Origin of the sequence: Vreelandella glaciei, assembly GCF_013415125.1 — a bacterium.
Classification (GTDB): domain Bacteria; phylum Pseudomonadota; class Gammaproteobacteria; order Pseudomonadales; family Halomonadaceae; genus Vreelandella; species Vreelandella glaciei.
Map to the genome: position 1 here is coordinate 1 of NZ_JACCDE010000048.1, position 25,415 is coordinate 25,415.

The window sequence follows — 25,415 nt, forward strand, 5'->3', positions numbered from 1 at the left end:
CAGATCGCCGCCCACTTGGACGGGTATTCGCCTTGCTGTTCAAGGACTAATCGAACAGCTCGCTCCCGGACTTCTGGGGAATATCGTTTTGGTGAGTTCATAACTCCATCCTCTCAAGATACGGAGTCTCCGGTAAAGCCGGGGCGGTTCACTGTGCAGCGCAATGAAAAAGGCCCCTCGATCTTGAGGGGCCTTCAGGATGAAATAAAATCTCGTTAAGCCTCAATGAAACTACAGGTTCTCTCGAAACCCTAAGGCTTTAAGTTTCTTAATAAACTTTTCTGGAGTTATCTCTTTGCCATCCAGTTCAGCCAGTAAATTCAGCACATCTTGCATAGAGTACAGGGCTTTCCAATCATCCTGATAAACATGCAATAAAGGGGAGTGATTACCCCACTGAATGCAGAACTCCCCGGCTGTCCCACCATCGATATGGTACAACCCGATAAAAAATTCGCTCAGTGATTCCTAATTCCATCCATGCTGCTGTTGATCATGTAGCCCTTGAAGCAGCCCTCGACCTCATTCATACGATCTCCTTAGTTATTCCTACCCAGTGCAGGTCTCATCAATGGTAGGACGCAGAGTGACACTTGGAGTGAGGAAGTGCTGGATGGCCGCAACCAGTCGATAGGCTACAGTATAACTCATGGGCAATACGCACTGTTTACGCTGCCGTGCGGTCGAGCATTGACCGAACGTGTGGATTCGCATCCCTGCCATCCTCCTCGACCCCTTGAGCAGGCCGATTGATTGAGGCGCCAGCCCAGAGATCCACTACAGCACACTGGCTCACACCGACAGTGCAGTGAACGACAATTTTTACTGATCGTCGATCGCTGGTCCACTGCCGAATCCAGCCTGAAATCCTCCAAGCATCCTCAAGCGTCATGGGCTCTTCGCAGCCGAAGCCCTCACCGGGAACAACATCATCGAACTGCATTAAGAGAACATCAGCCTCCCCCTTTGCCAAGCGAGTTGAACGCTCATCAACCCCACGAATGGACAGGACTACAGTATCGGCGCTCGATGTCACGTCGACTTGTATATTCGATGCTAGTGATCATTGGATTTCTCATTCTGCTTGGTGCTTGCTGGCGAAATCGTCCCTCGAGGTGAATCCTCATCGAGTACTCAGAGGCCGCGGAGCGGGATCGCTTTCATGAAGTCTGGCGATTGATATGCTGCTGAGTATCGATCACTAAAGCCTGAGCTGCAGCGACATATCACAGAAGGGTTTCTCGCTCGGGGTACTTAGGGTGCGCGTTATTCCATGGCAGGCGAACGCACGCCTCATAAATCACGGACGACCGAGTAAAGGGGGGTATCTAGGTAGTTTGTCACCAGCGCCTCGCCGGCCTGGACCACCACTTTGCTGCAAGTGATTCCCCCCTGTTGTCCCCTGCTCATGAATGGCTGGTTCAAAGGAGATAGGGCCGGTTATGACACAGAATGAGAAAGCCCCAACTAGCGAACTAGAAGGGGCTTGAAGGTAAAACGTGAATCTGATCAGCCGAAGGCTGCAGATTTGCTGTGCATGACAGCTTCACCTGGAGCAAAAAGCCACAGGGATGCCTCGAGGAGGTGATCAGGTCTGCTGACGTAAGCGCCCTCGCGTGATAGCCGAAAAGCCCGCGGGCCTTGTCGAAACAACCTGACAACCAACCTAAGAGGTTACCGTGATTAGCAATTTCCGTTTCCCATACCGTTCAATGAACGGCCTCGCCAATAAGATAGGGGCATAGGTGACATCTGGAAAGTTAATATCGGAAAAAATAATACCCAAACGACAATCTCGGTCAGTTGAGGGGAGGTAGGATCCGCAGGATATGGCTGCCTTGATCTTGTGTCGAGCTATCGTTAGCAGGATCAATTACACAGGCGTTGAGAGCCCCCAGGGCGAGCGCCCGAAGGTATCGCTTCAATGTCTCGCGATCGGTAATCGCAAGGTTCAGCCATGGCTCGGTCCCTGCGGCGCCCGCCTGAGTACAATGTCTATTTCAACACTTCTCTTTTATATATCTTGGCTAGGCTGCATTACTGATAAGCTAGATAGCTTGGGGGTTGGTTGAAATCGATTGTGACATCCCAGTCCGGTAGATCCTCGCACTGACCGACAAGCTGGCGACCGCTTTCTCCCGGTAAGTCGATGCGAACGTCAATGTGTCCTAACTGTCTTCTGCATCGCATCTGCTCATGAACGATCGAGAAGGGGGCCACCCATTGGCCATGAGGGTCTGGACGAAGTTTCATCCAATAATATTCGATAGGCTTCATCCTGACGCCTTGCGGTACTGAGTTAACCCCAAAGCACGATAATCTATTCAAGAGAAAATTCACGTTGTCGAGACGACGGCGATTCAGCCCGTTGCTGATGATTCCTTCCCCAACGAGTTGTGACAACGCGATTAAGGCTCTAAGCGTAGCTTCATCTAGCGGTGGAAGTGGCATACCGTCTCTACCATGGCCCGATAAGGTGAGGGGGATTTCCACAAACTGAGCTTGTCGATGAATCAGGCTATGGCGATACTCTATTGTAGACACGTAGCAAGTCAGAATTCCCACCCAGGTGCAGGTTTCCTCGGTTAGGATCGCGCCATTCAGCGTCTCGCTCATTGCGATACGAGCCTTTTCCTTAATTGGCCAGAGCTTGGCTTCCCGCTGGGGTTTTATACCTTGTTTCGCCAGCGCAAGCTCGATCGTAAGATCGAGCACCTTCCAGGCTGCTCCAAACGCCAATGGCAAGAAAGCTGCACGTAGGTTGTCCTCCCGATTGGCTTGAATGTGGCTCGCCCCGTTCTGTATAACGTTTTTTCCTCCGTCAATGAGGGGACGTATATCGATGTAGCTTCCTGATGCCTGGGCTGTCAGGGGTAAATACCGGTCAAGGGCAAAACGTTCAAAGGCAGTCTCTGCCTCATACTCATTAATGTTAGTGACCATTGGTAGAGCCTATTACAAGCAACTGTTTAAACTTAATCAGTTGGATGTGGCACCTAACTCACTTAGATAGGCAACCGTTTGGCGATTCAGCCTTACCCAACTATCCTCGATTTCATCAGGGACTTCGATCCAAGTGAGGCGCAAACGATCGGCTACTTTCGCCAAGGCCTCGTATTCTGCAACTCCCAGGCAGCGTAACATCGTACCTTTCCCTGGATAATAAGATGTTTCAGGATACTCTCTGAAAATTAGCTTCGGGTTGTATTCAGTTCCAGAACGGTCGTGTTTCCCACTGAAAGGGAATCCCTATTGACTGAGGTGTGATGCCGGCTTTTGAGAGCGTCGCAACTGGCAATGTTCTCATAACTGTCTTGAAGCGATCCTGCCAAGTTGTTGATGGATCGATCGCTTTCAAAAGTGCTTGGAGCGCGACGGTCCGGGAAAAGAAAAATCCTTGATCAGGGTTGCCTGGAAACTCGGAGTGGATAGCATTCGCGCTTTGAGGGCTGTCAGCGCCGACATTATTATTCCAGACCCTGCTATGGTGGGCACAATTATTACGCAGCATGGTTGTGCTTTTGAGCCACGACACAATGACCTTTTCATCGTAGCCAAACTGTGTAGCCACTCGCCTCCGATGTTCGCGATCAAGACTGGCAAGCAACCGCGACATTTGGCCAATGCTTAACTCCTCCAAGATTGTCCAGATCGGCGGATAAGGCGGCGTATGGTAAGTGTGGTAATAGTGCTTAATGGGGTTGGTAAGTCTCAATCCCAAGACGTTCTTCATGAAATTGCGGTGCGCTTCCATGTCCTTGAAATGTTTGGTTTTGAGATAGAAGTGGGGGCCGCAGTCTTTGTCATTGGCCATAGCGTTAACTATGGCGGATCTAAACGCGACTTCTACTTGTTCAATAGCGTCAAGGAGCACTAGCCGAAGACTACGATCGAACTCGTAAAGCGCAAGAATATCGTCAAACCTTACACCCGGATAAAAACGTTTTTGATCATCCTGCAGCGGCCGCGTATAAATGAGCAGCCGGTAATACCCGACAAACTGAAGGGCATTAAGTGCTTGTGATTGCTGACCTTTGGTGATGAGACCCTTGGCGCGAAGGTGGCGAAGATGGGCGTGAGAGGATTTTGCGGGTTTTGTGAAGTTTAGTTGTGGTTGCAGTTGTAGCCCCATACATTCTTTTACCACTAAAAAAACTAACCCCCTGGTGCGCAGTCAGAACGAATCCTGTGAGGCGTGGGGGTTATTCTTGTCTTAAATAATAGGCTTCTACTGTACTCGTGTCAATCTAGGCTGTTTCCTATGCCGAATGGGCACCCGGAATAGGGAGAACCTTGGTCGGTACAAGTCCACTTGCAGTAGTAGACCTTTACTGTGCCCGTGCCAACCAAAGCTGTTTCTTATCTGTAATGGGTACTCGGCCGAAGGTGAACCTTGGCCAGGACAAGTCTAATTGATGTAGTACGCTTTGACTGGGTAGTAAAAGGCAGCTATAGGGGGAATGTTGCACCGGAATCCAACGTATAGCCTGTTTATAATTCACCGAATTTCACATGTATGGTTGGCAGTACTTTAACTACCCACCAAGATGAATATAGAAAAACCACTTGAAATTATCTTAATAAACTTAATAAGCGCCCACAGGGGGAAGCATGATTCTCGACGCTATCGATGGCTGGGACGATTACCCACGCCGCATTTTTGACCGTGAAACTACTATACGAGGTATTGCCGAGTGGATTGATGCCGAAAGCAGTGTCATGCCTTACTCGGTCTTGCATTGTGATGGCGTTCGTTTTCGCGTGGCTGTGCGCGATTATAAAGAGCAAGACTTGATCTTGGCGGCCGATGAGTACGGGCATCGTTCAGCAGCAGGGGCTTTGGGCGCTTTCGGCGAGCTGATTGACACGGCAAAACGTCGAATGGAAGGAAAAGAGTCCTGGCCAGAAGGCCCGGCGCTAGATGAAATTAGGCTCTACCAGAAAGAGCGTGAAGACGAAAAGCTCAACACTATGGCCACGTTATTTATCCAGCGCGAACCCCATATCGTCAATGAAATAGAATACGGCGCTCAGCCGGGCCAACTCGATCTGGACGCTGCATCGCTGCCAGAATGCTTGTGGGATGAATTTGAAGCAGAAGGAGAGGCGTTTAAGCTCGTCTTAGAGGAAGAAATTTACCACCGCGTGAATAAGAAGTAACACGCTGCGAAGAATTGCCAGCCGGGTTTCTCTACATCCAGATGGCATGACACAACATCAAACACCAAAAGTCCGGCCCTATACGACGTTTTTTTAACCTGTTAAAAGAATATAGATAACACCTATGTCGACGGGTGTCGAAATGCAGGCCTAGTGTTTTAATAGGAGTAGGGCTTTTAGCGAAGCTGCTGGTTAATCCTAGTCAGACAAAAAACCGATGAGGTAGCACCGTGATTGAGTGCGAAGGCATGAAGGATGATGAGACGCCATGTGCGCGAGAAGCAGTTCACAATATAACAGCTGTGGTGTTCGGCCAGGAACGCCAATTATTCCTTTGTCATGACTGCGTGCCCAAATATGTAGAGGAAGAAGACGACCTCTAATTAGGTGCTATTACCTGCTACGTTCGCATGAATGGGTAAGCAGATTTTTCATAATGGCCAATATTTAAACCTTGATACCCGGCAATAAGCCGGGTTTTTGCGTCTCAATTAGCGAGGCTAATTGGATACAAAAAACCCAACGTCGCGGTACGTTGGGTTTTTCCGAATTAATATCTTACTAATTCAAACAGCTGCAAATCTTTCAATATGGTTCTGTTCTTTATGCTCGGCGTGCCATAGCTCATAGTTTGCCTGCATCGTTAGCCAGTGCTTGGCATTGCCAATTCCGCCATGCTCTAACTTAACGGCCAAATCGGGGGAAATAGCGGCATGCTCATGTAATACGCGTGAAACTGCTGCACGAGACATGCCTAACTTTTTGGAAAATTCAGTGACGTTCAGCCCCAGCGCTGGCACGATCCGACGGCGCAATAAGCTACCTGGGTGCGGCGGGTTCATCATGGTCATGTTTCAGTTCTCTCTCTCTACACAAATTGTGTATCGCATATTTGAGGTGTTGCATTCATGGCTACGTCTGCGAGGCCATCTTTCTCGGTGGCCCTTGATAACCGTACCGAGCCGGTTATCAAGGAACGCCGGGGTTAGTGGTAGTCTAAATAGTCAACAAGGTGTACATCTTCCCCATCAAACGTAAATATCACTACCCAATTACCGTTTACATGCACCGAAAAAAAGCCTTTTCTATCACCCTTCAAACTATGAAAATCAAATCCTGGCAAATTCATATCGTTTGGCTTAGTGGCTGCGTCCAGTGCAGCAAGTATGTCTCTTAAATCGTCTACATGGTTTGGTTGTACTCCTTGGGATTCTCCCTTCTCATAAAGACGTTTAAGCCCTTTGTGTTTGATCTTCTTTATCATCGCATTGCTTTGCTCCCTTGTTGTGAAACGCCCTCGAAGTGTAGCGCGTAACGCTACACGCGTCAATGACAGCTGAGGTAGAAACTGCTTAAAGGTGGCATGGCTGACAGTACAGGAGCAGTTGTTCCGCCAACTAGATTGGCCCCGATTGAGGTGAAAAAACGGGTGTGCTCATTAACGTGCTTCTCTCTCATTCCTGCAGTAGAACAGGTTTTAAGAGGGGGGGTGCTGTAAAGGGTCGACCTCTAGGCGATCTCCAGCGGCTATACCATGCTCATTGAAGTAGCCAGCGTTTACCTCCAGGGCCATCCAGAAGCGCGTGCCAGCTGGATAACGCGGACAGGCTTCTTTTTCTCTCGTGCAGGGGGCCATGCTGGTGATCGACTGGATCTCTCCGTCATGGTCGAGGAAGGCAATATCAAGCGGTATACGAGTTTGGTACATCCAGAAAGCATGATCGGTTGTCTGCTCCTCATCATAGACGAAGAGCATGCCAGCATCGGGAGCCATTGAGTCACGCTCCATTAGGCCATTGCGACGCTGGCGCGAGGTAGATGCCACCTCAAGCATGAGCGAATATCGGCCTTCCTTAGCGTGCAAAACACCAGAGGAAAATGCAGTGGCCTGTCGAAGAATCATCCCCGTGATTAGAGCAGTGCCAATCAAGAAAAGCGCCAAAATGCGGATACTTTTTCGGGTCGTGGGCCGATCGAATCCCACAAGCCTTTGTTGACGCTGAAACATTATCACCTGGGCTCCAGAATAAAATCAGAATGTCACTCCAAGATAGAGCCGAGGGTGACCGTAACGGTTAGGGTTTGGGGGAACATATTATGCTGGCGACCACATTACTGGTCCGCTGGCTGCGCCATGCTCACTGGGCCAGCCCAGCAGCCGTGCAGCACGCTATTGAATTTTCACACTTAGCAGCCCGGGTAACGCTCCCAGCAGCTAGCGCCAGCGAACTCGGCATCATCCAATGGCACCGATGGCCGCTTTGCTTAGGGGACGATATTGCCTACTGGCGACCAGGGCGAACGGGGCTGCAATGTCAGCGCTTGCCTTATCCAGCGGCCGCTGGACTCACATCGACCACCTACGATGACAACTTCAGCTGCTCGATCAGAGACATCATCTCCCTGGCGTCTGGGAAAGGCGATCTCGTCGGCTACGCCACTCTCGACGCCTATGCTATCGGCGAATGTCGCGAATTGGTTCACAACAACCGTGCCAGCATCGAACCTTTGCCCAACTGGCATGAACTCCGCTTCCATGGCGGTTCTGGCGCTGAAGAGTCAGTAGAAGGTTTCAGTTGGCGGCCCTGGGGATACCATCTAAACAACCAGGGTGGCGCCCATCACTTCGCTACAGCTTGTCTGATTGCTGGCTTCCTCGATCCTGAGCTGCGCATAAAAGCTCCCTTGACCAGGCATGAACTGAACACCGAGGTCGCCCAAGTTATTCTCAGCGCCTTCGACATCTTTTGCGAGCCAGAGCACCACACAATGAACGAAGCGTTTATGAAGCGGATGGAGGCTGCGCAGATCCCATTCGCCATCTGTTCAGCACCCCCGCCGCGGCAGGATGGCCATCACCTTTTACTGTTGTCCTGTGAGAACAGCAAAGCCATGGGCGTAGCCGATATATTCCGAGCTTACGGCTGGCTCGATTTCTGCGACCTCTTACGCAAGCAGGCGAAACAACAATAGAAAAAAACTGGGCACATCCATTGGACAGGGCTGACATCAGCTGGTGTTATTGCGGCAGCGCGTAGAACCACCAGGCTGTTAGCGGGCTTTGAAAGTACAGTGATTAGCAACGCATATAAGGAGAATGAACTTGGCAAAGATTAAACACGACGCAGAGGCGTTTCACGCCGAGATAGCTATGCGCGTTTACGATGAATCTGTGACCGACGCTATTGACGTTATCACTCGTGATGGTGAGCCAGAAACCCTGCTGGCAGTGGTGCGAAGCCTTGTTGATTTTAACGTGTATTACAGCAATCAGAAAAACTATAAGACGTACCAACACGCCTATGCTGCTATCGGTGCTGCAATTGATAAGGCGAACCCAGAGCATCAGCCACTAAACAAACACTGGAATAAATGAATCTTAATAGGGAAATAATATTTATCACTTTGCCTAGGTATAGAAAAGCCCCTGCCAGCCAGTGGAAGGGGCTTAGAATAGATCCTCTTCGTCACACTTCAGTGCTACCGAAAGTGGATGCTACCAACGTTGTGATGATCGCATTAGCTCTTTCTACGCTAGTGATGGAAGAGCTCAATCAACAACACACGACGAATATTAAGGGTTTGACGGTAGCCAAGCCGTTGTTCTCCAAAGGGCTGAAAAAACGCTCTGCCTTGTCTTTATCGACATTCACGACGAATGAAGTGTCAGTTCTTCATAAACACTGTTGATATTGTCGTCTTCTTTATTACTCGGTTCCGGCTTCGGATACAGAGGTTCGATAAGCCCGTTGGATAATGCTAGTAAATCGCCAAGCTGTTCGTAATCGAAGCTAACGCCATCTGCATTGCGTTGCTCAAGGCGTGAAATGGCATCTGATATAGCGGTCATGGTGTGATCCTCCACCCCTAAAGGAGGTAATGCCTGTATCAGCGGCTGTCCGTTGTCCCAACCGATTTTAATAGGTTGGTTGATGATATTGACCTGGGTGCCCGCCGGTATGCGGTCAAAAATTGATTCAATATCGGCAGGCAACATGCGTATACAGCCACGGCTTGCACGCATGCCAATGCCATCGGGCTGGTTGGTACCGTGAATCAAATAGCCATCGAAGCCTAAGATAATGGCGTGGTCTCCCAGCGGATTATCGGGGCCGGGCGGGACAACACTTGGCGCGGTTTCGCCGCGTGCTTCAGCTTCACGTTTTACCGACTCAGGCGGGTACCATGCGGGGTTTTTAATGTTCATGGTGGTCTCGGTCACACCGAGAGGGGTATCAAACCCTTCGCGACCAATGCCAATAGGATAGGTCTCAACACGCGGTGTCTCACCGTTTTTGACATCTGGGTAGTAGTAAAGCCGCAGCTCGGCAATATTTATAACGATCCCAGTACGCTCTACATTCGGCAGAATAAAACGTCCCGGAATAGTCACTTCCGTGCCCACCCCTGGAACCCAGATGCTGACCTCTGGGTTTGCACGGATCATCTCCAAATAGCCAAGGTTGTGACGCTTGGCAATATCTATCAAGGTATCGTCGTAATCCTTCACTGTGAAGGTGTCAGCCTCTCCGATAATATTGCCTTCCTCAGGTAGCGGGTAATGCCCCTTAGGCCATTCCGTCTCCTGGGTAGTGGCGGGTTGTGCCGCCATGGCGACAGGGAGCCATGCCAGAGACGAAACCATCACACTCATGATGAAGCCCATCTGCATTGGCCATGGGAGGAGTCTCTTAAGTATTGCTGCGTTATTTACCGAGAGCATCGCTAGGTTCCTTTTTCATCTAATGCGTCGTTTTTTGATCGAGATAAGTTTAGTTGTAATCCGAGCAGCGTCAGCAAGGCGGCGAGTATCCAAGAGGGGCCACTACCGGTGCGTGTGAAAGGAGTTAGGCCCTGCATCGGGGTCACTTCGCCAGTTAAACTGGCCTGTTCAAACTGTGGGGCACGGGCTGTGACGTGACCTTGTGAATCGATGATGGCCGTCACGCCATTACTGGTAGCTCGAAGTAGGTGACGACCATTTTCTAAGGCACGTAGACGCGCCATTTGAAGATGTTGGTGTGGGCCAATGGAACGCCCAAACCACGTATCGTTGGATACCGTTAATAGCAGCTCGGCATTACGCGCCTGTTGGGCGACGTGGTCGGCGAAAATGATCTCGTAACAGATGGCAGTGCCAATGGTGGTTCCAGCCACGTGTAACGGAGCCTGTCCGTCTGACCCTGGGGTCAGGCGGGGTGCTGGCAAGTCGAAAAAAGCAAGGGTGTCAGCGAGGAGGCTTTGGAATGGCAAATACTCGCCAAAGGGTACTAAGTGCGCTTTCTGGTATTCGCCCTGCACATCATTTAGCCCTATGACGCTGTTATAAGAGCGCCCTTCACTGTCGCGTTGCAAAATGCCGGTCAACAAGGCGGTGTTAGGCCCCAGGTCGGACGCTACTTGCTCCAGTATTCGCTGTGCTTCCTGCTCAAGCATGGGAAGGGCTGCCTCGGGCCAAACGATGAGATCGATGTCCCTTGCTTGCTCTTGTGTCATTGTTGTGTAGATATTGACCGCCTCGCGCTGCCCTTGGGCAGTCCACTTAATGCGCTGATCAAGATTCCCTTGCAGCAATGCCACCTGGATGGGCTTGCCAGCCGGGGTTGTCCATTGGGCAGGCAATAGGAATGGAACGATCCACAAGGCGGCCATTGGGACAAGGAAACCCCAGCGGCGACGCAGTACTTCTACCCCTAACGTACCTGTCAGCGCGGTCATGAGTGACAGCAAGTACACACCACCAACGGGCGCCCATGGGGCTAGTGGAGAATCTATCTGAGAGGTGCCCAGCAATAACCAGGGAAAGCCGGTGAGCAACCAGGTGCGTAGCCATTCGCTCACCACCCACATACCGGCAAAGCTAAGAAAGGCGAACCGTGGCCCCGTGATGCGTCGATAGAGCCCAAAGGGAACTGCAAAGAAGAGCGCCAGGACGCTGACAAAAAGAGTGGTGAGGGACATCGCTACTAAGGCCCCGGTGCCACTGAAATCGTGAATAGCAACGAAGACCCACGACGTGCCTGAACCGAACAGGCCTACGCCATAACACCACCCACGCAGGGTGGCCATGGCGGGCGTTAGCGATGCTATTTTCCAATAGACCAGTGCTACGCCCACTGGGCCAAGCCACCATAGGGAAAAAGGGGCGGCACTCAAGGTGGTCAGTACCCCAGCGGCTAGCGCTACAACGCAATCTACTATTGGTGAGGAGCGCCCAGCAAAAAGCGTATATTCTTTATCTTTATCGACCAAATCCATACTGTTACTCTGCGCGCTTAAAAGCAGGACTTTCACGCCATAATGCCACTGCGAACATCAATACACCTGCAAACAGCGCGATATCGGCCATGTTAAAGGCGGGCCAATGCCATTCGCCCCAGTAAATGTCCAGATAGTCGACGACGTACCCTCGCGCTAAGCGATCAACGGTATTACCGAGCGCGCCGCCAAGAATCAGGCTGTACGCGCAGGCCTCTAAGCGCGACAGGGGTTTGCATAGCTGCACAACCAATACGACGACCACCACCAACGCTAAACCAAGAAAGAAATAGCGCTGCCAACCACCTGCCTCCGCGAGAAAGCTGAAAGCGGCCCCTGTATTACCGGTGTAAACCCAGTTAAAAAACGGTGTTAGCGGAATGACTTGGCCAAACGACATCCGGGCATGCACGATTTCTTTGACCAGTTGATCGGCTAGAGCCAACACGCAAGCAAATGTGAACCATGGCCAACGTCGTGAAGGGCTGTCGTGTTGCGCTGTGCTCATGACGTTGTTTTTCCTTGTGACAGGCCTGTCAATGCGGTACTGGGCGAAAAGCGATAACCCAGCAGTCGCATGGCGTTCAACGTCACTAGGACGGTAGCACCGGTATCGGCCATCACCGCAATCCACATACCGGTAATACCCAGAGCTGTGGTGACCAGGAAAATGGCTTTTAAGCCAAGGGCGAGAACAACGTTGGTTTTCACATTGCGCAGCGTGGCACGAGAGAGGTCTATCAGCTCAGCGATGCCGGTAACGCGGTTCTTGAGCAAGGCTGCATCGGCGGTTTCCAACGCCACATCCGTGCCGCCCCCCATCGCGATACCGACATCGGCTGCCGCGAGTGCCGGTGCATCGTTGATGCCATCGCCAACTTTACCGATGGGGCCACGACCTGCCGCTTGCCAGTCTCGAACATACGCTGCCTTGTCTTCAGGCATGAGTTCGCCGTACGCTTCAATGCCTAAGCGACCCCCAGTGGCAGCGACGGTGCGGGCATTATCACCGCTGAGCATGACAGCCTGTACGCCTAAACGGGATAGCGCCGCTAGGCCTTCAAGGGCATCTTCGCGTGGCTCATCGCGAACAGCGATCAAGCCCAACAAACGCTCGCCTTCGACGAGGAGTGCGAGGCTCTTACCGGCTTCTTCTAACGCGATAATCCGAGCACTGAGACTTACCTCAAGGATGACTTTCTCGTGAAGATGACGAGGCGTCATTAAGCTCAGCTCGCGACCCTCCACCTGGCCTGAGACACCGCGCCCCGCCAAAGCACGACTGCCGGTGACGGTGGGGAGGTTTAGGCCCGACTGTCGGGCATGCTCAACGATAGCCGTGGCGATAGGGTGACTGGAATCTCGCTCTATCGCGGCGGCGAGCCGCAATACGCTGTTATCGTCTTCCTCAGCAATCCAAGACTCCACATCTGTGACTCTTGGGGTACCCGCAGTGAGGGTGCCCGTTTTATCTAATGCCACCAAGCGAAGCTTACTTAACTGTTCAAGAACGGCTCCCCCTTTGATCAGTAGTCCGCGCCGAGCGCCCGCCGAGAGACCTGCGGCGATGGCGGCTGGGGTAGAAATGACCAACGCGCAGGGGCATGCGATTAACAGCAATGCTAACGCACGGTAAATCGACTCCGACCATGCCATGGTCGATACCAGCGGTGGCACTATCGCCATCAGTAGGGCGAGTAAGACGACGGCGGGCATATAGTAATACGCAAAACGATCAATAAAGCGTGCTATCGGTGCCTTGGCGGCCTGTGCTTCTTCAACCAGACGAATAACGCGAGCGATCGTATTGTCATCAGCGCCTCGTGTTACCTCCACCTCCAGGGCGGCATCAAGATTCACTGTGCCAGCAAAAATGTCATCACCAGGCGCTCGCGAACGGGGTATGGACTCGCCGTTTACCGGCGACTCGTCAATGTCGGAGGTGCCCACCAGGATGCGTCCATCGCAGGGTACGCGATCACCGGGCCGCACCAGCACACGCTGCCCGGGTTTAAGTGACTCCGCCGAGACGTCACGCAGCTGGCCATTGTCCATCAGCCTCGCCGTTGAGGGTGTTAAATTTGCCAAGGCTGAGATACTGCGGCGCGCTCGTGAAGCAGCTACCCCTTCGAGTAGCTCACCTACGGCGAACAAGAACACGACCATCGCAGCTTCAGCGGCAGCATTGATGGCCAATGCGCCAAGCGCAGCGATGCACATCAGCATCTCGATGGTAAAGGGATTGCGCATTTTGAGGGCGCCCCAGGCACTCTGCGCAATGGGTATTAAGCCGACTAGCGTGGCCAAAATGAAAGGCATATTACCCAGCGCAGGCCATGCTAAACGAAGCGCGAAGGCCACTATCAGCAGATTTCCTGTGATAATGACCAAGCGCCCTTTAGCGGTTTGCCACCAAGAGGATGAAGCACCAGATGCGCGTGTTTGGCCATCATGGGAAGCCACTTGATAGCCTAGTTCGTTCAGGATGCCCTCAATGGTCTTTCGCGAGGGGGCCCCGTGATCGTGGTGGTGAATCTTCACTGATCCCGTGACCGAGCTTGCCGTGACTTCCTCAATGCCTTCCAGTCGCTCTAGCGCCGATACAACCTTGCGCTCACAACCGCCGCAGTCCATGCCTTCAACACGCAGCGTCAAGACGTTTGGCGCTGTTGTCGGCGTTGATGTTTTCATGGTGCCTCTTCTCTCAATGGGCTATGGTTTTGAAGTGTAAACCTTGTAGCAACTATAGCTTCAAGCCCTACGTAAGGAGTTTTACCATGTCGATGATGGGGCAAAGTATCAGCATTGGTGAGTTAGCACGACGAGCCGATTGCAAACCTGAAACGGTTCGTTATTACGAGCGTATTGGGCTGCTGCGCGATGCAACACGAACCGGTGGGGGGCAGCGCCGCTATGGAGACGACGCTGTGCGGCGCTTGACCTTTATTCGTCATGCCCGAGACTTTGGCTTTTCGGTGGAGTCAGTGCGAGAGCTTTTGGCCATGTCAGATCAACCTGATATGCCTTGCCAAGAAGTCGATGCCATCGCCACGCATCACCTAAAGAAAGTGGAGTCCCGCCTTCAACGACTGTCCATACTGCGTGAGGAGCTTCAACGGATGGTCACGCAGTGTGCCGGTGGTAAAGTGGAAAGCTGCCGAATCATTGAGGTCATCAGTGATCATCAGCTCTGTATCACTGAAAAATCGCACGGAGGGGCTCACGACTTGGGTTAGCACTAACGCTACGCCCCACGCCCAATGGTTAGCCCAGCGAAACATCCAAAAACAGCATGAGTACCAATCCGATGGAGAGGCCCAGCGTGGCCTTTTTTTGGTGCCCGCTTCGATGAGTTTCGGGAATAATCTCATGACTGATCACATACAACATCGCCCCCGCTGCAAAGGCCAACCCCCAGGGCAGTAGCGCTTGTGACATGCTGATGACTCCAGCGCCTAATAAGCCACCTAACGGCTCAACAAGCCCCGTAAGGGCGGCAATCGTCCATGACCGCCAACGTGAATAGCCCACGCCTAGCAGTGATACTGCTACGGCCAGTCCTTCTGGGGCATTCTGAAGTCCAATGCCAATCGCTAGTGGAATGCCTCCTTCGCTTCCCCCTGCGCCGAAGGCCACGCCAACGGCCAGCCCCTCTGGCAGGTTGTGTATCGTAATGGCAATAATAAACAACCAGATACGACGTAGTGAGGCAGCCTCTGGCCCTTCTCGCCCCTGTTCGAAGTGCTCATGAGGTAAGAGTTCGTTCAGTAGTGCGACCATTCCAATCCCTAGCAAGATGGCCGCACAGGCAATGGCAGCAGGTACCACGCTACCTCCGTAACGCAGCTCCGAGGCTTCTAAGGAGGGTATGATCAGTGAGAAGAAAGAGGCCGCTAGCATGACGCCAGCGGCGAACCCCAACGCTAAATCGCGAACACCACGATTCGGTCTTTTGGTAAACAAGATAGGAAGCGCCCCGACAGCCGTCATCAAGCCCGCGGCAAGGCTTCCCAATACCCCCATTGTGACGAGAGAAACCTCTTCCATACCGATTACCTGTCTTGTGGTAGATGAGTGATCACAGCGCTAGGGTTCCATAACGAGGCAAGCACACGTTCACGTTACTAACAATCCATGCAACGTTGCTAAGCACGGGTGGTTACGGCTCGTTAAACGAGATCAAGTCATAAATGGACGCCGTGCCGATAGCTTGTTCCAAGCGATCTCTTGCCTCGTAAAGTGACGCTTGATATTCACCTTGAGTCGGCTGCTCACCCAACATGATGCGTTGACCTTGACCAAGGGGATCAACAGGCTGGTTATTGACTCTCACTTCGTAATGCAGGTTGGGGCCCGTGGCGACCCCGGAGGAACCTACCTCTCCGAGCGACTCTCCCGCATTGACTAAATCCCCAACCACTAGCTGTGGGGAGAATCGGCTAAGGTGTGTGTAGCGACTAATGGCCCCTGTGTCGTGCTCCACCTCGATCACCTGCCCATATCCCCCTTGGCGACCCATAAAGAATACGCGCCCAGGTGCGGTGGCAATGACCGGCGTTCCTGTCGGCGCAGCCAAGTCAATTCCATTATGAGGACGCATCCCTCCATACACAGGATGTCGCCGATTCCCAAAGCGAGACGTTAAGCGGGCACTAAGCACGGGCAACCGCAACGTGCCTAGCAGGGTGTCGCTTTTGAAAAGAGCTACGTCCCCCTTTTGGGTGACCGGCCATATGACCTCCAAGGGCTCTGCCTGATCAGGCAGAGCGGCATAACTGAGGCGTGGTGGCCCAACACGGGCGCCGTCCTGGCGTCGATCTTCCTCCCACACTAATTGAATACGTTCACTGCCAGAAAACTCCAGCGGCGCTGCGATAAACTCGCTGAGCAGTGTTTCCAGTTTAGTGGCGAAACGCGTTGGGACACCTTCTGCTGCCAAGGCCTCGTAGAGGGTGGTATCAATGACGACATCACGCCCAAAGGTTAGGGTATCAACGCTATCGAGCGGTAATGTGCCTTCTTGCTCGCTAGCCGCCTGTAACTTGACAGGGCTAAGTTCAGACGGAGGCAATGACAGATGCGTTTGCCAATTGGCTTCGGCTAGCAAGGGGTAAAAGCCCACCAAGCCTAGTAACCACCAGCGCTGCATCACTGGCCATCCTCTTCCCCAGAGATCTCCGCTACTTCACTCTCGACGGCATCAATCAGCTCTTGCATACCAAAGGGGTCTAAAGGCTCGCCATTGACAAAAAAGGTAGGTGTTTGGCGAATCTGATTGGCTCTGACATCCGCCATGTCTTGGTCAATCACCGCCTGCACCTCAGCAGAAGTCAGTTGCTCTTCGGCAGCCGCTAAATCAAGGCCTCCTTGGCTCGCGATATCGAGGATAGCGGATTCATCAAAACTGCCATGTGAAGCCCATTGATCCTGGCGAGCCAGCAGCCTCTCCAGTACCGGTTCAAAGACGCCCTGACGACGAGCAACTTCTAATACCCGAATGGCCTTGTCCGATACGTCGCCGTGGAAAGGAGTGTAGCGCACGATGAGCCGCACTTTTTCTGGGTAGGTTTCCAGAATACTTTTTGTCAGGGGATAGAAAGCACGGCAGGCTTCGCAAGCCGGATCGAAGAATTCCACAATCGTCACCGGCGCGTCTTCTCGTCCCAAGATGGGGGAGTGTGAACGCACCAAGGAGTCCTCGGCCTGGACACCGCTCTCTTTTGCTGCCTGAGCTTGCATGTCTAAGAGGGCAGGCTTCGATACGGCGACGATCGCAGCGGTCAGCATTAACGTACCGGCCAATATAAAAGACGCTTTTTTGAACATGTTTCTCTCTCTGTCTCAACGATGGGGTGGAAAAGTAGGGTTGAAAAATAAGCCAATCGCTATGGGAGTAAGCTGCTCGCTATCTACCTGAGCTGGGAGCCGGCCTCGGTCTGTCACTCATGCCCATATAGATTGGCATTTTGATGCGCGTGGTCACTATGCTCAAACTCTAGGCTGGAATGAGCAATACTGAAGCGCATTTTAAGCTGCTCCTTGATCTCTGCTTTGACGGATTCAAGCTGCTGCCAGCCGGTTTCTGTCAGAACCACGTGGCAGTCAAGGGCTGCCATGTTTTCCTGCATCTGCCATAGATGCACATGGTGAATATCCTGGACTCCCTCGATATCTCGTACGGTCTCAACGACTGCCTGCCCGTCAATGTCCGGGGGAGATCCCAGCATTAGCGTACGGATAGGGCCGCCAATTTCAGAGAAGGCTAGGTAAAGAATATATAGCGCAATCCCTATCGTGATCGCGGGGTCTACCCAGCGCATGTCGTACAGTAAAATAAGCGAACCACCGATAATCACGGCGATGGAGGCAAACGCATCCGATAAGTTATGCAGAAAAAGGGCGCGGATATTGACACTCTCTTTTTGCATTGACCACGTGAGCATGGCGGTAAGGGCATCGACGACGAGCGCGACGCCACCAATAATCACGATCGTCCATCCCTCTATCTCAGGGGGATCGACCATCCGCATAGCGCCTTCGTAAATCAGGTAGACACCGACAATAATGAGGGTGGTGTAATTGATGAGTGCTGCCACTATCTCGATGCGGCCATAGCCAAAGGTCATATGCACATCGGCAGGCCGTCTGGCGATTTTACGAGCAGCAAAGGCAATGACTAATGCTGCCAAGTCAGAAAAGTTATGTAACGCATCAGCGATCAGCGATAGGCTCCCCGCCATAATGCCACCGACGATTTGAGCGATGGTTAAGAGCCCATTGGCCCAAATGGAGATGCTGACGCGCCGGTCGCCAGAGGCAGGATCAATGTGGGGATGATCATGATGATGTCCCATCTGTTACCCTCTCTCGAATTATCTGTTCTTGGTACTATAAAACCTCTAGCAACTAAAGCTTCAACCCTTGAGCATTATCTATTTGCATCGCTGGATTGGGAAGCACGTCCCTAGCTACCAAGGAGCCTTTGTGTGCTGGGCCGAAGGTGATCATGTTTTAGGTGCGGGGCTCAATCCACTTCAACCGGTAACGTCCAATCCACCATGGGTAGATTCATTTATTTTGTCGAGGCGCACCTTGTCTGGTTTGTAATCGTCGTCGCGGGGGGAGGCTTACTCTTTCCGGCCACCGGAATAATGCTTAAGTTCGCGATTGGGCCATTACTGGCATTACTGATGTTGATTATCAGCCTCACATTCGATGCGCATGCAGTGCGCATCGTGTTCCGAAAGCCGTCACGGCAGTTGTTGGCATTGGGGCTGGTCTATGGGCCTATGTCGATTGCCGGGTGGCTAACGGGCCGTCTATTTTTTGGAAGCGGCCCGCTGGCTGCTGGCCAAACCTTGCTCGGCACGCTGCCGACAGATGTGTCTTCTCCTCTTTTGGTACTGATGGCGAAAGGCAATGTGGCGCTTGCCGCTGTTTTCAACGCAGTCAACACCGCGTTATGTCCGTTTATTGTTCCCTTCCTGTTTTTATGGCTCACCGGCCTTCAGTTAGACGTGCCGCTTGGATCAATTATTCTTGAATTAACACTAATCGTGCTTCTTCCTACCGTGATTGGGGTCAGCTTGCGTACAAGGTTCTCGGCTTTCTTTGCACGGCATGATTCAGCGTATGCAGGGATAGGGTCGATTCTGTATCTGCTGATCCTACTCGCCGTGGTCGGGCCGAATGCCACCACGATCATTGGCTATGGCTGGTATGCGTTTGTGATTGCGGGCGCGGCCCTGTGCCTCAATTTGATTGGGTACCTGGTAGGTATGTCCTCACGGTTACTCACCTCTGATCGCAAAGAGGTGATTACCTATCTTTTCACGGTCAGTAAAAAGGAATTCAGCATCGCTGCAGCGTTTGTCGCTGCTTCTGGCTTGCCATCAGAGATCGCAATTCCAGCCGCTTTTTTTGCCGTGATTCAAATGATCACTTCGCCCATCGCAGCGAAGATCCTCGCCCGCCACTGAAGGGATGGCCGTATCGGCTCTTCGTCAGAAGAGCAACCTGTACACGGGGTGTACAGGTTGCTCTTACCGACAAAACAGACACCGCTACTCATAAAGGTGGCAAATAGTACCTATGCTAAGTCACTGTGACCAATACTGACCTTGCTAAAAGCATTTAACACAGAGGCTTCGCAGGGTATCTGTTCATTTTTGGATTTAAGATGCTTAAAAGTATCAGCGAACCCTGGGAAAGGCCCCGCCAATTTCTGGATGATTTCTTGAACATGTCGCACGTTAGAGAGCGTCTGACGCAACCAATTTTCAAATCATCTCGAAACACACCTGGTGCTTAACAAACATCTCATGTAGTACAAGAGGTCTAATTATGTCATCCAAAACCTACTACAGCGTCATAAACGCCTTGTCTTCTTGATCCGTAAAGGAATACACGTCATAGGGCGCTTCCTGAGGCCCTGGCATCCCCGGTGTACCGATGGGCATACCTGCTAGGCCAATGCCGTCTGCATCAGGCTGTTGCTCAAACAGCGCCTGTACGGCTTCCATCGGAACATGGCCCTCAATCCAATACTCGCCGATTTCGATGGTATGGCACGATCCAAGACCATAGGGAACACCCGCCTGTTGTTTGATATCACCCAGCTCGACGTCATCAATAACGGTGACGTCTACGCCAAGTTCCTCAAGATGGCGCGCATATTCGTCACAACAGCCGCACTGGGGGTTCTTATACAGTGTCGCCTCTGGCGGTAACGCCGCTTGAGCGGAGACCGTCCCAATTAGCATGAAACCCGAGAGCAAAAGTTTGGTGGTCATATGTTGCATTAATTTCAACTCCTTAATGTGAACGACTGAAGAGGTACTTGGCCAGCGACGCGATCGCCAAGCCAATTAATAACAGCATAGCCAGGGGCATCAACCAGCCTAACCACCCCATTGACCCCATAAAAGCAAAGCATTCCGCGTTCATCATGACATCACTCCTGATTTATGCCTTGAGCAAAGATGGCGCTACTTAAGACACTGAGGATTGCAGCCCCACCAATAGCAAAGTTCATCGTGTGCTTAACCATGATATTTCCTCTCATCATGTTGCTGATCGAGACATTGCCTTATCCGATAAAAATGGAAGAAGGCAGAGTTAGCTTTTGTTATAAGCCTACAACCTATAGGTAGCCCAAAGGTAAAGAAGAAACTGATCCCAAACGCTAGATTTGTCACAGGTCATTTTTTCCGCCATTTTCAGCTCTGTTTCAGGTTGGCACGCTATAACACTGACTCAGTTCCATGAAGAAGAGCGCGTACAAATGCTGCTCAAATACATCGCCACCCAAGAAGCGAAAACCCAGCAGCCAAAGAATCCATGAATGCTCTCTTGGTTCTTTAAGAGCAAGATGCCATGTGCCTTGTTCGTCAAATAGGGCACATGAACGATGTCTGAAGGCTCAACCGAATCAGATTTGAAGCCTCCGCGACGAACCATTCAAGCCTAAAAAAATATAAGGAAACGGTATGCAAAAGAAGACGACTTCGCTCCCTATTATTCACGCTACCTTAGCAACGCTGCTGCTGTCGCTCGCAAGCCCAGTGTTGGCCCATGAAGGGGGCGCAAGCACTTCGCCTAAGGATGGCGTCACCATTCAGGATTCCCCAGCAGAGATTGGCATCGAGTTTGGTGGCATGATGCGCATCACCCAGTTTGAAGTGGCAGGCCCGGACGGCCCCGTTCCTCTTGATGGTCAGCCAGGCAGTGAACAGGTCGATCGCTACTTCGTAAAGCCCAGTGACACTCTTTCGGCTGGGGATTACCAGGTGCGCTGGCGTGGCCTATCGGATGACGGGCACATGATGTCTGACGGTTTTAACTTCTCGGTCGAGCCTTGACCCGTGGTCTGGTGGCCCTCAGTAAATAGCCTTGATGTCTGGACCGTCGCGATGATTCTCGTGGCGGCCGGGATTTACCTTAACGCCCTAGTCGCGACGGGGGCCGTGTTGTTTCGTCTAGCGTTTCCCCGACTCCCTGATCACGACCGGAGGCGCGTCGCCTGCATGGGCATCTTTGCTGCCTGGGCGGGGGTCATTCTGATTCTGTTCCAGTGGCCTTTAGAAGCTGGTTACCTTGGGGGCGGCAATATCGCTGCTGCAACCAACCCAATGCTGCTCGGAATCGTGTTCGATGGCGCGTCCGGGGTCCGACTAATACTGGCGGTAACTGGCTTGCTGCTAGTCCAGGCGATTCAGCTTAATAACTTAGCGCTCTCGAAAACAGCCAACAGCGTGAGCCTAGTAGGCGTGTTACTGGTGATGCTGGCATTCGTGCAGGTGGGGCATACAGTAAACACCCCACGCCTCATTCTGGCTGGCTTGCTGATCGTTCACCTGATGGCGGCAGCATTCTGGGTGGCCTCGCTGTGGCCGCTGTTCCATTTAGTGGGACGGGGTCACAACCAGGACAATACCGCCCACATTCTGACCCGTTTCGGGAAAATCGCCATAAGCGGAGTCGGCTTGTTGGTACTGGCGGGCGTCACGTTGGCCACGCTGCTAACGGGCGGTCTCACGCCACTGCTCACCACGGCATATGGACAGTTCTTGATCGGCAAGGTATTGATTGTGGCGGTGCTACTGTTATTTGCTGCCGCGAACAAGTGGCGGCTTGTTCCGGCCTTTGAGAGCGGCGACGCAACAGCCCCAGGACGGTTACAGAGAAGTATTGCACTGGAGATGGTGCTGGTCGCGGTTATCTTGTTGATCACGGCAGTGCTGACAAGAGTGTCATCACCGAATGGGTGACTAACAGGTCAACCACCTTGTTAAGCCGTTCCAGAGCTCGAAATTAACGGTCTCCTTCTTATGGGCCTTACGCTGAGGTTTAGGCGGAGGCTGCCATAGGCAATTGCACCAACAAGACGAAAAGTCATTGCTGCAGCGTTGACTCTAATCAGGGGGTCAGGATCCATCATCATGTTAGAAATGCTTTTGGGTAGCAGGCCATATTTTTACGTTAGGTTCAGGCTCGTTTCAGGTTAACACCGTATAAAGAACAAGTGACACTAACCTCTGAGGTAAATGACCATGCGCAACATCTCCTTAACAACGTCTATGTTTGCCCTTTCACTAAGTTTGATAACGAGTGCGGCTTGGGCTGCGCCCGGCCAAGGCAGTGGTGACAATGGCCTAACCGAGGCTGACGTTGACCGCACGATCAGCCTTGAAGCTGGCGATATGTGGTTCGACCCTGAAGCGCTAGAAATGGCGGCAGGGGAGGTGGTTAAATTTGAAATTACTAACACCGGCAATCTAGAACACGAATTTGTGATTGGTAGCAAAGAAGCCCAAGAAGAACATCGCCAGATGATGCTAAACATGGCCAATGGCGGAGGCCATGACATGTCAAATATGGCACACGGTGAAGGCCACGATATGTCCAATATGTCAAACGGCGATGGTCACGATATGGCCAATATGAGTATGGAAGGCGTCACCATTGCACCTGGCGAGACTGGGTCTCTATTATGGCGTGTTCCTGATAATGTTAACGCGCTAGAGTATGCATGTAACATTCCCGGCCATTACGAATCCGGCATGTACGGCAATTTTTCTCTCTAATCTGACGTATATCCATGAAACTGTTGCTACTTGAAGATGATGACTTGCTAGCGGAAAGCTTAGCAGAGAGTCTCAAAGACAACGGTTACCTAGTTGATTTGGCCGCTTCCTTGAAAGCGGCCAAGTCGCTGATGGCAACCGAGCATTATGAACTGGCGATCTTAGATGTCGGTTTGCCCGACGGCTCAGGGCTGGATCTGCTCGCCCAGTGGCGCAGGCAAAAACGCGACACGCCTATTTTGATCCTGACGGCCCGCGATACCTGGGAAGATAAAGTTGTCGGCCTTGAGACGGGGGCCGATGACTATCTTACCAAGCCCTTCCACGAAGCCGAACTGATGGCCCGGCTGAAGGCCTTGCTACGCAGGCAGTCTGGTCAGTTATCTCAAGTGATCACGCTTAACGGCGTTTCGTTGGATGAAGCGGGTCAACGAGTGTGCTTAGAAGGTGAAACGTGGCGTTCGCTCACAGCGACCGAGTTTCGGTTACTGCGCTACTTAATGCTGCATCCTGATCGCATTCACTCTAAAGAGCAGCTACTAGAGCAGCTCTATGCCTTGGATCAGGATGCCGCCGCGCCTAACTTGGTCGAAGTCTATGTCGCTCGTCTGCGCCGTTATCTCGGCAAATCGGTGATTCAAACGCGGCGCGGCCAGGGGTATTTCTTTGCTTCACATTGATCGGCGCAGTTTACGTTTTCGACTACTCGCCTGGCTAGGTGGCGTGGCGCTATTCGTGGTGGTGACGACCTGGCTACTGCATGGCATATTGTTACAGAATCTTGCTCGGGATTTTTTGGGTGAGCGTCTTCAGCGCGAAGCCAATCATGCGGTCGCACAGCTAGAGCAGGACCAAACGGCTGTCCCGACTGCGCTAGACTCGGTTAGCCAAGGCTATCAAGTCTTTCATCATCTCTACGTACTCCGCTTTAACGGTTCGGTCAGCGCTTCCGACCCGCAATGGCAGCAACAGCTGGCGCCTCTGCTGGAAGAGAACGGCGATGCTCTTGTGGACGTTAAACATAACGATCAGCACATGCTCGTCTACCGCCGCCATTTTGAGTGGCAGGGTTCTAACGGCGTATTACTGGTGGGTGAGGATTTTTCTCAGGTAGAAGCAGGACTTGCTACCTTGCATTGGTGGGTCGGTGGAATTGCCGCCGTGCTTTTAGGAATGCTCATCATACTCAATATGCTGGCAGTTAACCGCGGCCTCACGCCACTTTGGCAACTGCGTCAACAGCTTGAAGCCTTGCGATCAGGCAAACGTGATCGCTTGTTATTAGTAGCCCCTTCCGAGCTAGATGAATTAGTCGACCAGCTGAACTGGTTTATGGATGATATCGATCATCGATTACAACGCTCGCGGGAATCAGTCGCCAATCTTTCTCATGCTTTAAAAACCCCGCTGGCAGCAATTACCCAAGTACTGCGCGGCAATCGGCCCATTGATGAAAACCGACGGCATAAACTGCTCAGCCGTATTGAAGATATTAACGCTCAGTTAGCTGCAGAGCTGCGTCGTTCGCGTATTGCAGGGCCTAACGCGGGTCGAATGGCGAACGTCACGCGAGATAGTTCACGGCTCATAGAGATGTTCCGCAGCCTTTACCCTGAGCGTATCTTCAACCTCACCCACTCGGCAGGCGAGAAAGACCTAGTGCCTATTGAGGCTCACGACTTTTCTGAAATATTAGGCATCGTGCTCGATAACGCTGGCAAATGGGCGAATAGGTGCGTTAATTGCGATATTGCCGCCTCCGCTACCACACTCACGCTCACCACTGATGATGACGGTTTCGGCGTTGCAGAAGAAGATCTTTCGCGCTTGGGAGAGCGTGGCACACGATTGGATGAACGCCGTCCCGGCTACGGCTTAGGCCTGTCGATTCTTGCGCAGTTAATTGCCCGCTACTCAGGGCACTCGCGCTTTGAGCGTAGTCCACTGGGTGGACTGCGCGTTACGGTTACGTTGCCTCTTGCAGTTGAAGTGATTAATTAATCACTATTCAGCTTTGATTCAGCTTCTTCCATCAAGATGGTGCCATTCATCATTGATGGGAGTTACACATGGCACGCTCAAGCATCATTTCTCACCCGCTTTCTCGCCGGCAGGTCCTAAAAGGCGGCGCTGCCCTAGGAATAGGTTCCGCTGCGGCAATGGGATTAACCCCCGCCTGGGCAAACCCCTGGGGCCGCAGCAATGTCTACGCGCAGGGCGTTGAAGAAGGGCCCGAGGTATCGCTGGCGATCCGCCGTGAATCGTTGCCTATTGACGGACAAGAAGCCCAACCAATTACCATTAACGGTACCAGTCCTGGCCCGCTGATTCGTTTGAAAGAAGGTCAAGACGCCGTACTGCGTGTCACCAACCTGCTGGACGAGTCCACCTCCATCCACTGGCATGGTCTTA

At 52.2% G+C, this 25,415-nt stretch carries 27 protein-coding genes; 11 read left to right on the plus strand and 16 right to left on the minus strand.

Annotated features, from left to right (window positions below; genetic code table 11):
- Positions 1-2,037 precede the first annotated feature (2,037 nt).
- The 3 genes from HZS80_RS21750 to HZS80_RS21760 form a co-directional block, all read right to left on the minus strand.
- The gene (locus tag HZS80_RS21750) at positions 2,038-2,943 is read right to left on the minus strand and encodes a hypothetical protein (protein ID WP_101146625.1); all 906 of its coding nucleotides are present in this window, start codon (positions 2,941-2,943) and stop codon (positions 2,038-2,040) included.
- 36 nt (positions 2,944-2,979) lie between these two features.
- Positions 2,980-3,144: a hypothetical protein gene (locus HZS80_RS21755; protein WP_157826501.1), complete on the minus strand. Its 165-nt coding sequence runs from the start codon at positions 3,142-3,144 to the stop codon at positions 2,980-2,982.
- A 64-nt stretch (positions 3,145-3,208) separates the two neighbouring features.
- Positions 3,209-4,132, minus strand: a complete 924-nt coding sequence (locus HZS80_RS21760) for an Abi family protein (RefSeq protein ID WP_101146624.1) — start codon at positions 4,130-4,132, stop codon at positions 3,209-3,211.
- 479 nt (positions 4,133-4,611) lie between these two features.
- Here HZS80_RS21760 and HZS80_RS21765 point away from each other — a divergent pair, with 479 nt between their 5' ends.
- Complete coding sequence (locus HZS80_RS21765) at positions 4,612-5,160, plus strand: hypothetical protein (RefSeq protein ID WP_101146623.1); 549 nt, start codon at positions 4,612-4,614, stop codon at positions 5,158-5,160.
- A gap of 566 nt (positions 5,161-5,726) precedes the next feature.
- Here the strand turns inward: HZS80_RS21765 and HZS80_RS21770 are convergent.
- From HZS80_RS21770 to HZS80_RS21780, 3 genes are all read right to left on the minus strand, one after another.
- Entirely contained in the window at positions 5,727-6,011 is a 285-nt protein-coding gene (locus HZS80_RS21770; protein WP_198556051.1) for a HigA family addiction module antitoxin, read from the minus strand.
- A 134-nt stretch (positions 6,012-6,145) separates the two neighbouring features.
- Positions 6,146-6,424: a type II toxin-antitoxin system RelE/ParE family toxin gene (locus HZS80_RS21775; protein WP_035561763.1), complete on the minus strand. Its 279-nt coding sequence runs from the start codon at positions 6,422-6,424 to the stop codon at positions 6,146-6,148.
- 213 nt (positions 6,425-6,637) lie between these two features.
- Positions 6,638-7,168 (minus strand): DUF192 domain-containing protein, encoded by a 531-nt coding sequence (locus tag HZS80_RS21780; protein ID WP_113271272.1) that lies wholly within the window; start codon positions 7,166-7,168, stop codon positions 6,638-6,640.
- Positions 7,169-7,257: 89 nt separating this feature from the next.
- Between HZS80_RS21780 and HZS80_RS21785 the strand changes: the two genes are divergently transcribed.
- Together HZS80_RS21785 and HZS80_RS21790 are read left to right on the plus strand one after the other, a co-directional pair.
- Positions 7,258-8,133, plus strand: coding sequence for a DUF6685 family protein (locus HZS80_RS21785; protein ID WP_113271271.1), 876 nt, complete (start codon positions 7,258-7,260; stop codon positions 8,131-8,133).
- A gap of 130 nt (positions 8,134-8,263) precedes the next feature.
- The gene (locus HZS80_RS21790; RefSeq protein WP_127062892.1) at positions 8,264-8,536 is read left to right on the plus strand and encodes a hypothetical protein; all 273 of its coding nucleotides are present in this window, start codon (positions 8,264-8,266) and stop codon (positions 8,534-8,536) included.
- Between the two features lie 273 nt (positions 8,537-8,809).
- On the opposite strand, the gene HZS80_RS21795 is transcribed toward HZS80_RS21790, so the two are convergent.
- Genes HZS80_RS21795 through HZS80_RS21810 form a run of 4 tightly spaced genes read right to left on the minus strand, consistent with a single transcriptional unit; the run spans position 8,810 to position 14,109 of the window.
- Positions 8,810-9,832, minus strand: coding sequence for a L,D-transpeptidase family protein (locus HZS80_RS21795; RefSeq protein ID WP_179917310.1), 1,023 nt, complete (start codon positions 9,830-9,832; stop codon positions 8,810-8,812).
- A gap of 53 nt (positions 9,833-9,885) precedes the next feature.
- Positions 9,886-11,418 (minus strand): apolipoprotein N-acyltransferase, encoded by a 1,533-nt coding sequence (gene lnt, locus HZS80_RS21800; RefSeq protein WP_179917308.1) that lies wholly within the window; start codon positions 11,416-11,418, stop codon positions 9,886-9,888.
- 4 nt (positions 11,419-11,422) lie between these two features.
- A complete protein-coding gene (lspA, locus tag HZS80_RS21805; protein ID WP_113271269.1) occupies positions 11,423-11,926 on the minus strand; it encodes a signal peptidase II in 504 nt (167 codons plus the stop codon).
- Positions 11,923-14,109 (minus strand): heavy metal translocating P-type ATPase, encoded by a 2,187-nt coding sequence (locus HZS80_RS21810; protein ID WP_113271268.1) that lies wholly within the window; start codon positions 14,107-14,109, stop codon positions 11,923-11,925. The genes lspA and HZS80_RS21810 overlap by 4 nt, the downstream gene beginning before the upstream one ends.
- 86 nt (positions 14,110-14,195) lie before the next feature.
- Between HZS80_RS21810 and HZS80_RS21815 the strand changes: the two genes are divergently transcribed.
- Complete coding sequence (locus tag HZS80_RS21815; protein WP_082051477.1) at positions 14,196-14,654, plus strand: MerR family transcriptional regulator; 459 nt, start codon at positions 14,196-14,198, stop codon at positions 14,652-14,654.
- 28 nt (positions 14,655-14,682) lie between these two features.
- On the opposite strand, the gene HZS80_RS21820 is transcribed toward HZS80_RS21815, so the two are convergent.
- The 4 genes from HZS80_RS21820 to HZS80_RS21835 form a co-directional block, all read right to left on the minus strand.
- Positions 14,683-15,465 carry a ZIP family metal transporter gene (locus HZS80_RS21820; RefSeq protein WP_016916429.1) on the minus strand — a complete coding sequence of 261 codons (783 nt, stop codon included), beginning with the start codon at positions 15,463-15,465 and terminating at the stop codon, positions 14,683-14,685.
- A 112-nt stretch (positions 15,466-15,577) separates the two neighbouring features.
- Entirely contained in the window at positions 15,578-16,567 is a 990-nt protein-coding gene (locus HZS80_RS21825; protein ID WP_022521291.1) for a M23 family metallopeptidase, read from the minus strand.
- Positions 16,567-17,244: a DsbA family protein gene (locus HZS80_RS21830; protein ID WP_022521292.1), complete on the minus strand. Its 678-nt coding sequence runs from the start codon at positions 17,242-17,244 to the stop codon at positions 16,567-16,569. The genes HZS80_RS21825 and HZS80_RS21830 overlap by 1 nt, the downstream gene beginning before the upstream one ends.
- Positions 17,245-17,357: 113 nt before the next feature.
- A complete protein-coding gene (locus HZS80_RS21835) occupies positions 17,358-18,272 on the minus strand; it encodes a cation diffusion facilitator family transporter (protein WP_035556048.1) in 915 nt (304 codons plus the stop codon).
- Positions 18,273-18,476: 204 nt separating this feature from the next.
- Between HZS80_RS21835 and HZS80_RS21840 the strand changes: the two genes are divergently transcribed.
- A complete protein-coding gene (locus tag HZS80_RS21840) occupies positions 18,477-19,397 on the plus strand; it encodes a bile acid:sodium symporter family protein (RefSeq protein ID WP_027957952.1) in 921 nt (306 codons plus the stop codon).
- A gap of 381 nt (positions 19,398-19,778) precedes the next feature.
- Here the strand turns inward: HZS80_RS21840 and HZS80_RS21845 are convergent, their stop codons facing one another.
- Positions 19,779-20,219 carry a DUF411 domain-containing protein gene (locus tag HZS80_RS21845; protein ID WP_113271262.1) on the minus strand — a complete coding sequence of 147 codons (441 nt, stop codon included), beginning with the start codon at positions 20,217-20,219 and terminating at the stop codon, positions 19,779-19,781.
- Positions 20,220-20,232: 13 nt separating this feature from the next.
- Entirely contained in the window at positions 20,233-20,367 is a 135-nt protein-coding gene (locus tag HZS80_RS23920) for a hypothetical protein (protein ID WP_281372643.1), read from the minus strand.
- Positions 20,368-20,906: 539 nt separating this feature from the next.
- On the opposite strand from HZS80_RS23920, the gene HZS80_RS21850 reads away from it, so the two are divergent.
- The 6 genes from HZS80_RS21850 to HZS80_RS21875 all read left to right on the plus strand — a co-directional run.
- On the plus strand, positions 20,907-21,278 hold the full coding sequence (locus tag HZS80_RS21850) for a copper resistance CopC family protein (RefSeq protein ID WP_035556043.1): 372 nt from the start codon (positions 20,907-20,909) through the stop codon (positions 21,276-21,278).
- A 51-nt stretch (positions 21,279-21,329) separates the two neighbouring features.
- The gene (locus HZS80_RS21855) at positions 21,330-22,187 is read left to right on the plus strand and encodes a copper resistance D family protein (RefSeq protein WP_217908916.1); all 858 of its coding nucleotides are present in this window, start codon (positions 21,330-21,332) and stop codon (positions 22,185-22,187) included.
- Positions 22,188-22,469: 282 nt separating this feature from the next.
- Positions 22,470-23,003, plus strand: coding sequence for a cupredoxin domain-containing protein (locus tag HZS80_RS21860; RefSeq protein ID WP_035556080.1), 534 nt, complete (start codon positions 22,470-22,472; stop codon positions 23,001-23,003).
- A gap of 14 nt (positions 23,004-23,017) precedes the next feature.
- Positions 23,018-23,683, plus strand: a complete 666-nt coding sequence (locus HZS80_RS21865) for a response regulator transcription factor (protein ID WP_035556039.1) — start codon at positions 23,018-23,020, stop codon at positions 23,681-23,683.
- Complete coding sequence (locus tag HZS80_RS21870) at positions 23,670-25,004, plus strand: sensor histidine kinase (RefSeq protein WP_035556037.1); 1,335 nt, start codon at positions 23,670-23,672, stop codon at positions 25,002-25,004. The genes HZS80_RS21865 and HZS80_RS21870 overlap by 14 nt, the downstream gene beginning before the upstream one ends.
- A gap of 68 nt (positions 25,005-25,072) precedes the next feature.
- Positions 25,073-25,415: multicopper oxidase domain-containing protein (locus HZS80_RS21875; protein ID WP_179917309.1), on the plus strand; the 343-nt coding region annotated here is incomplete at its 3' end.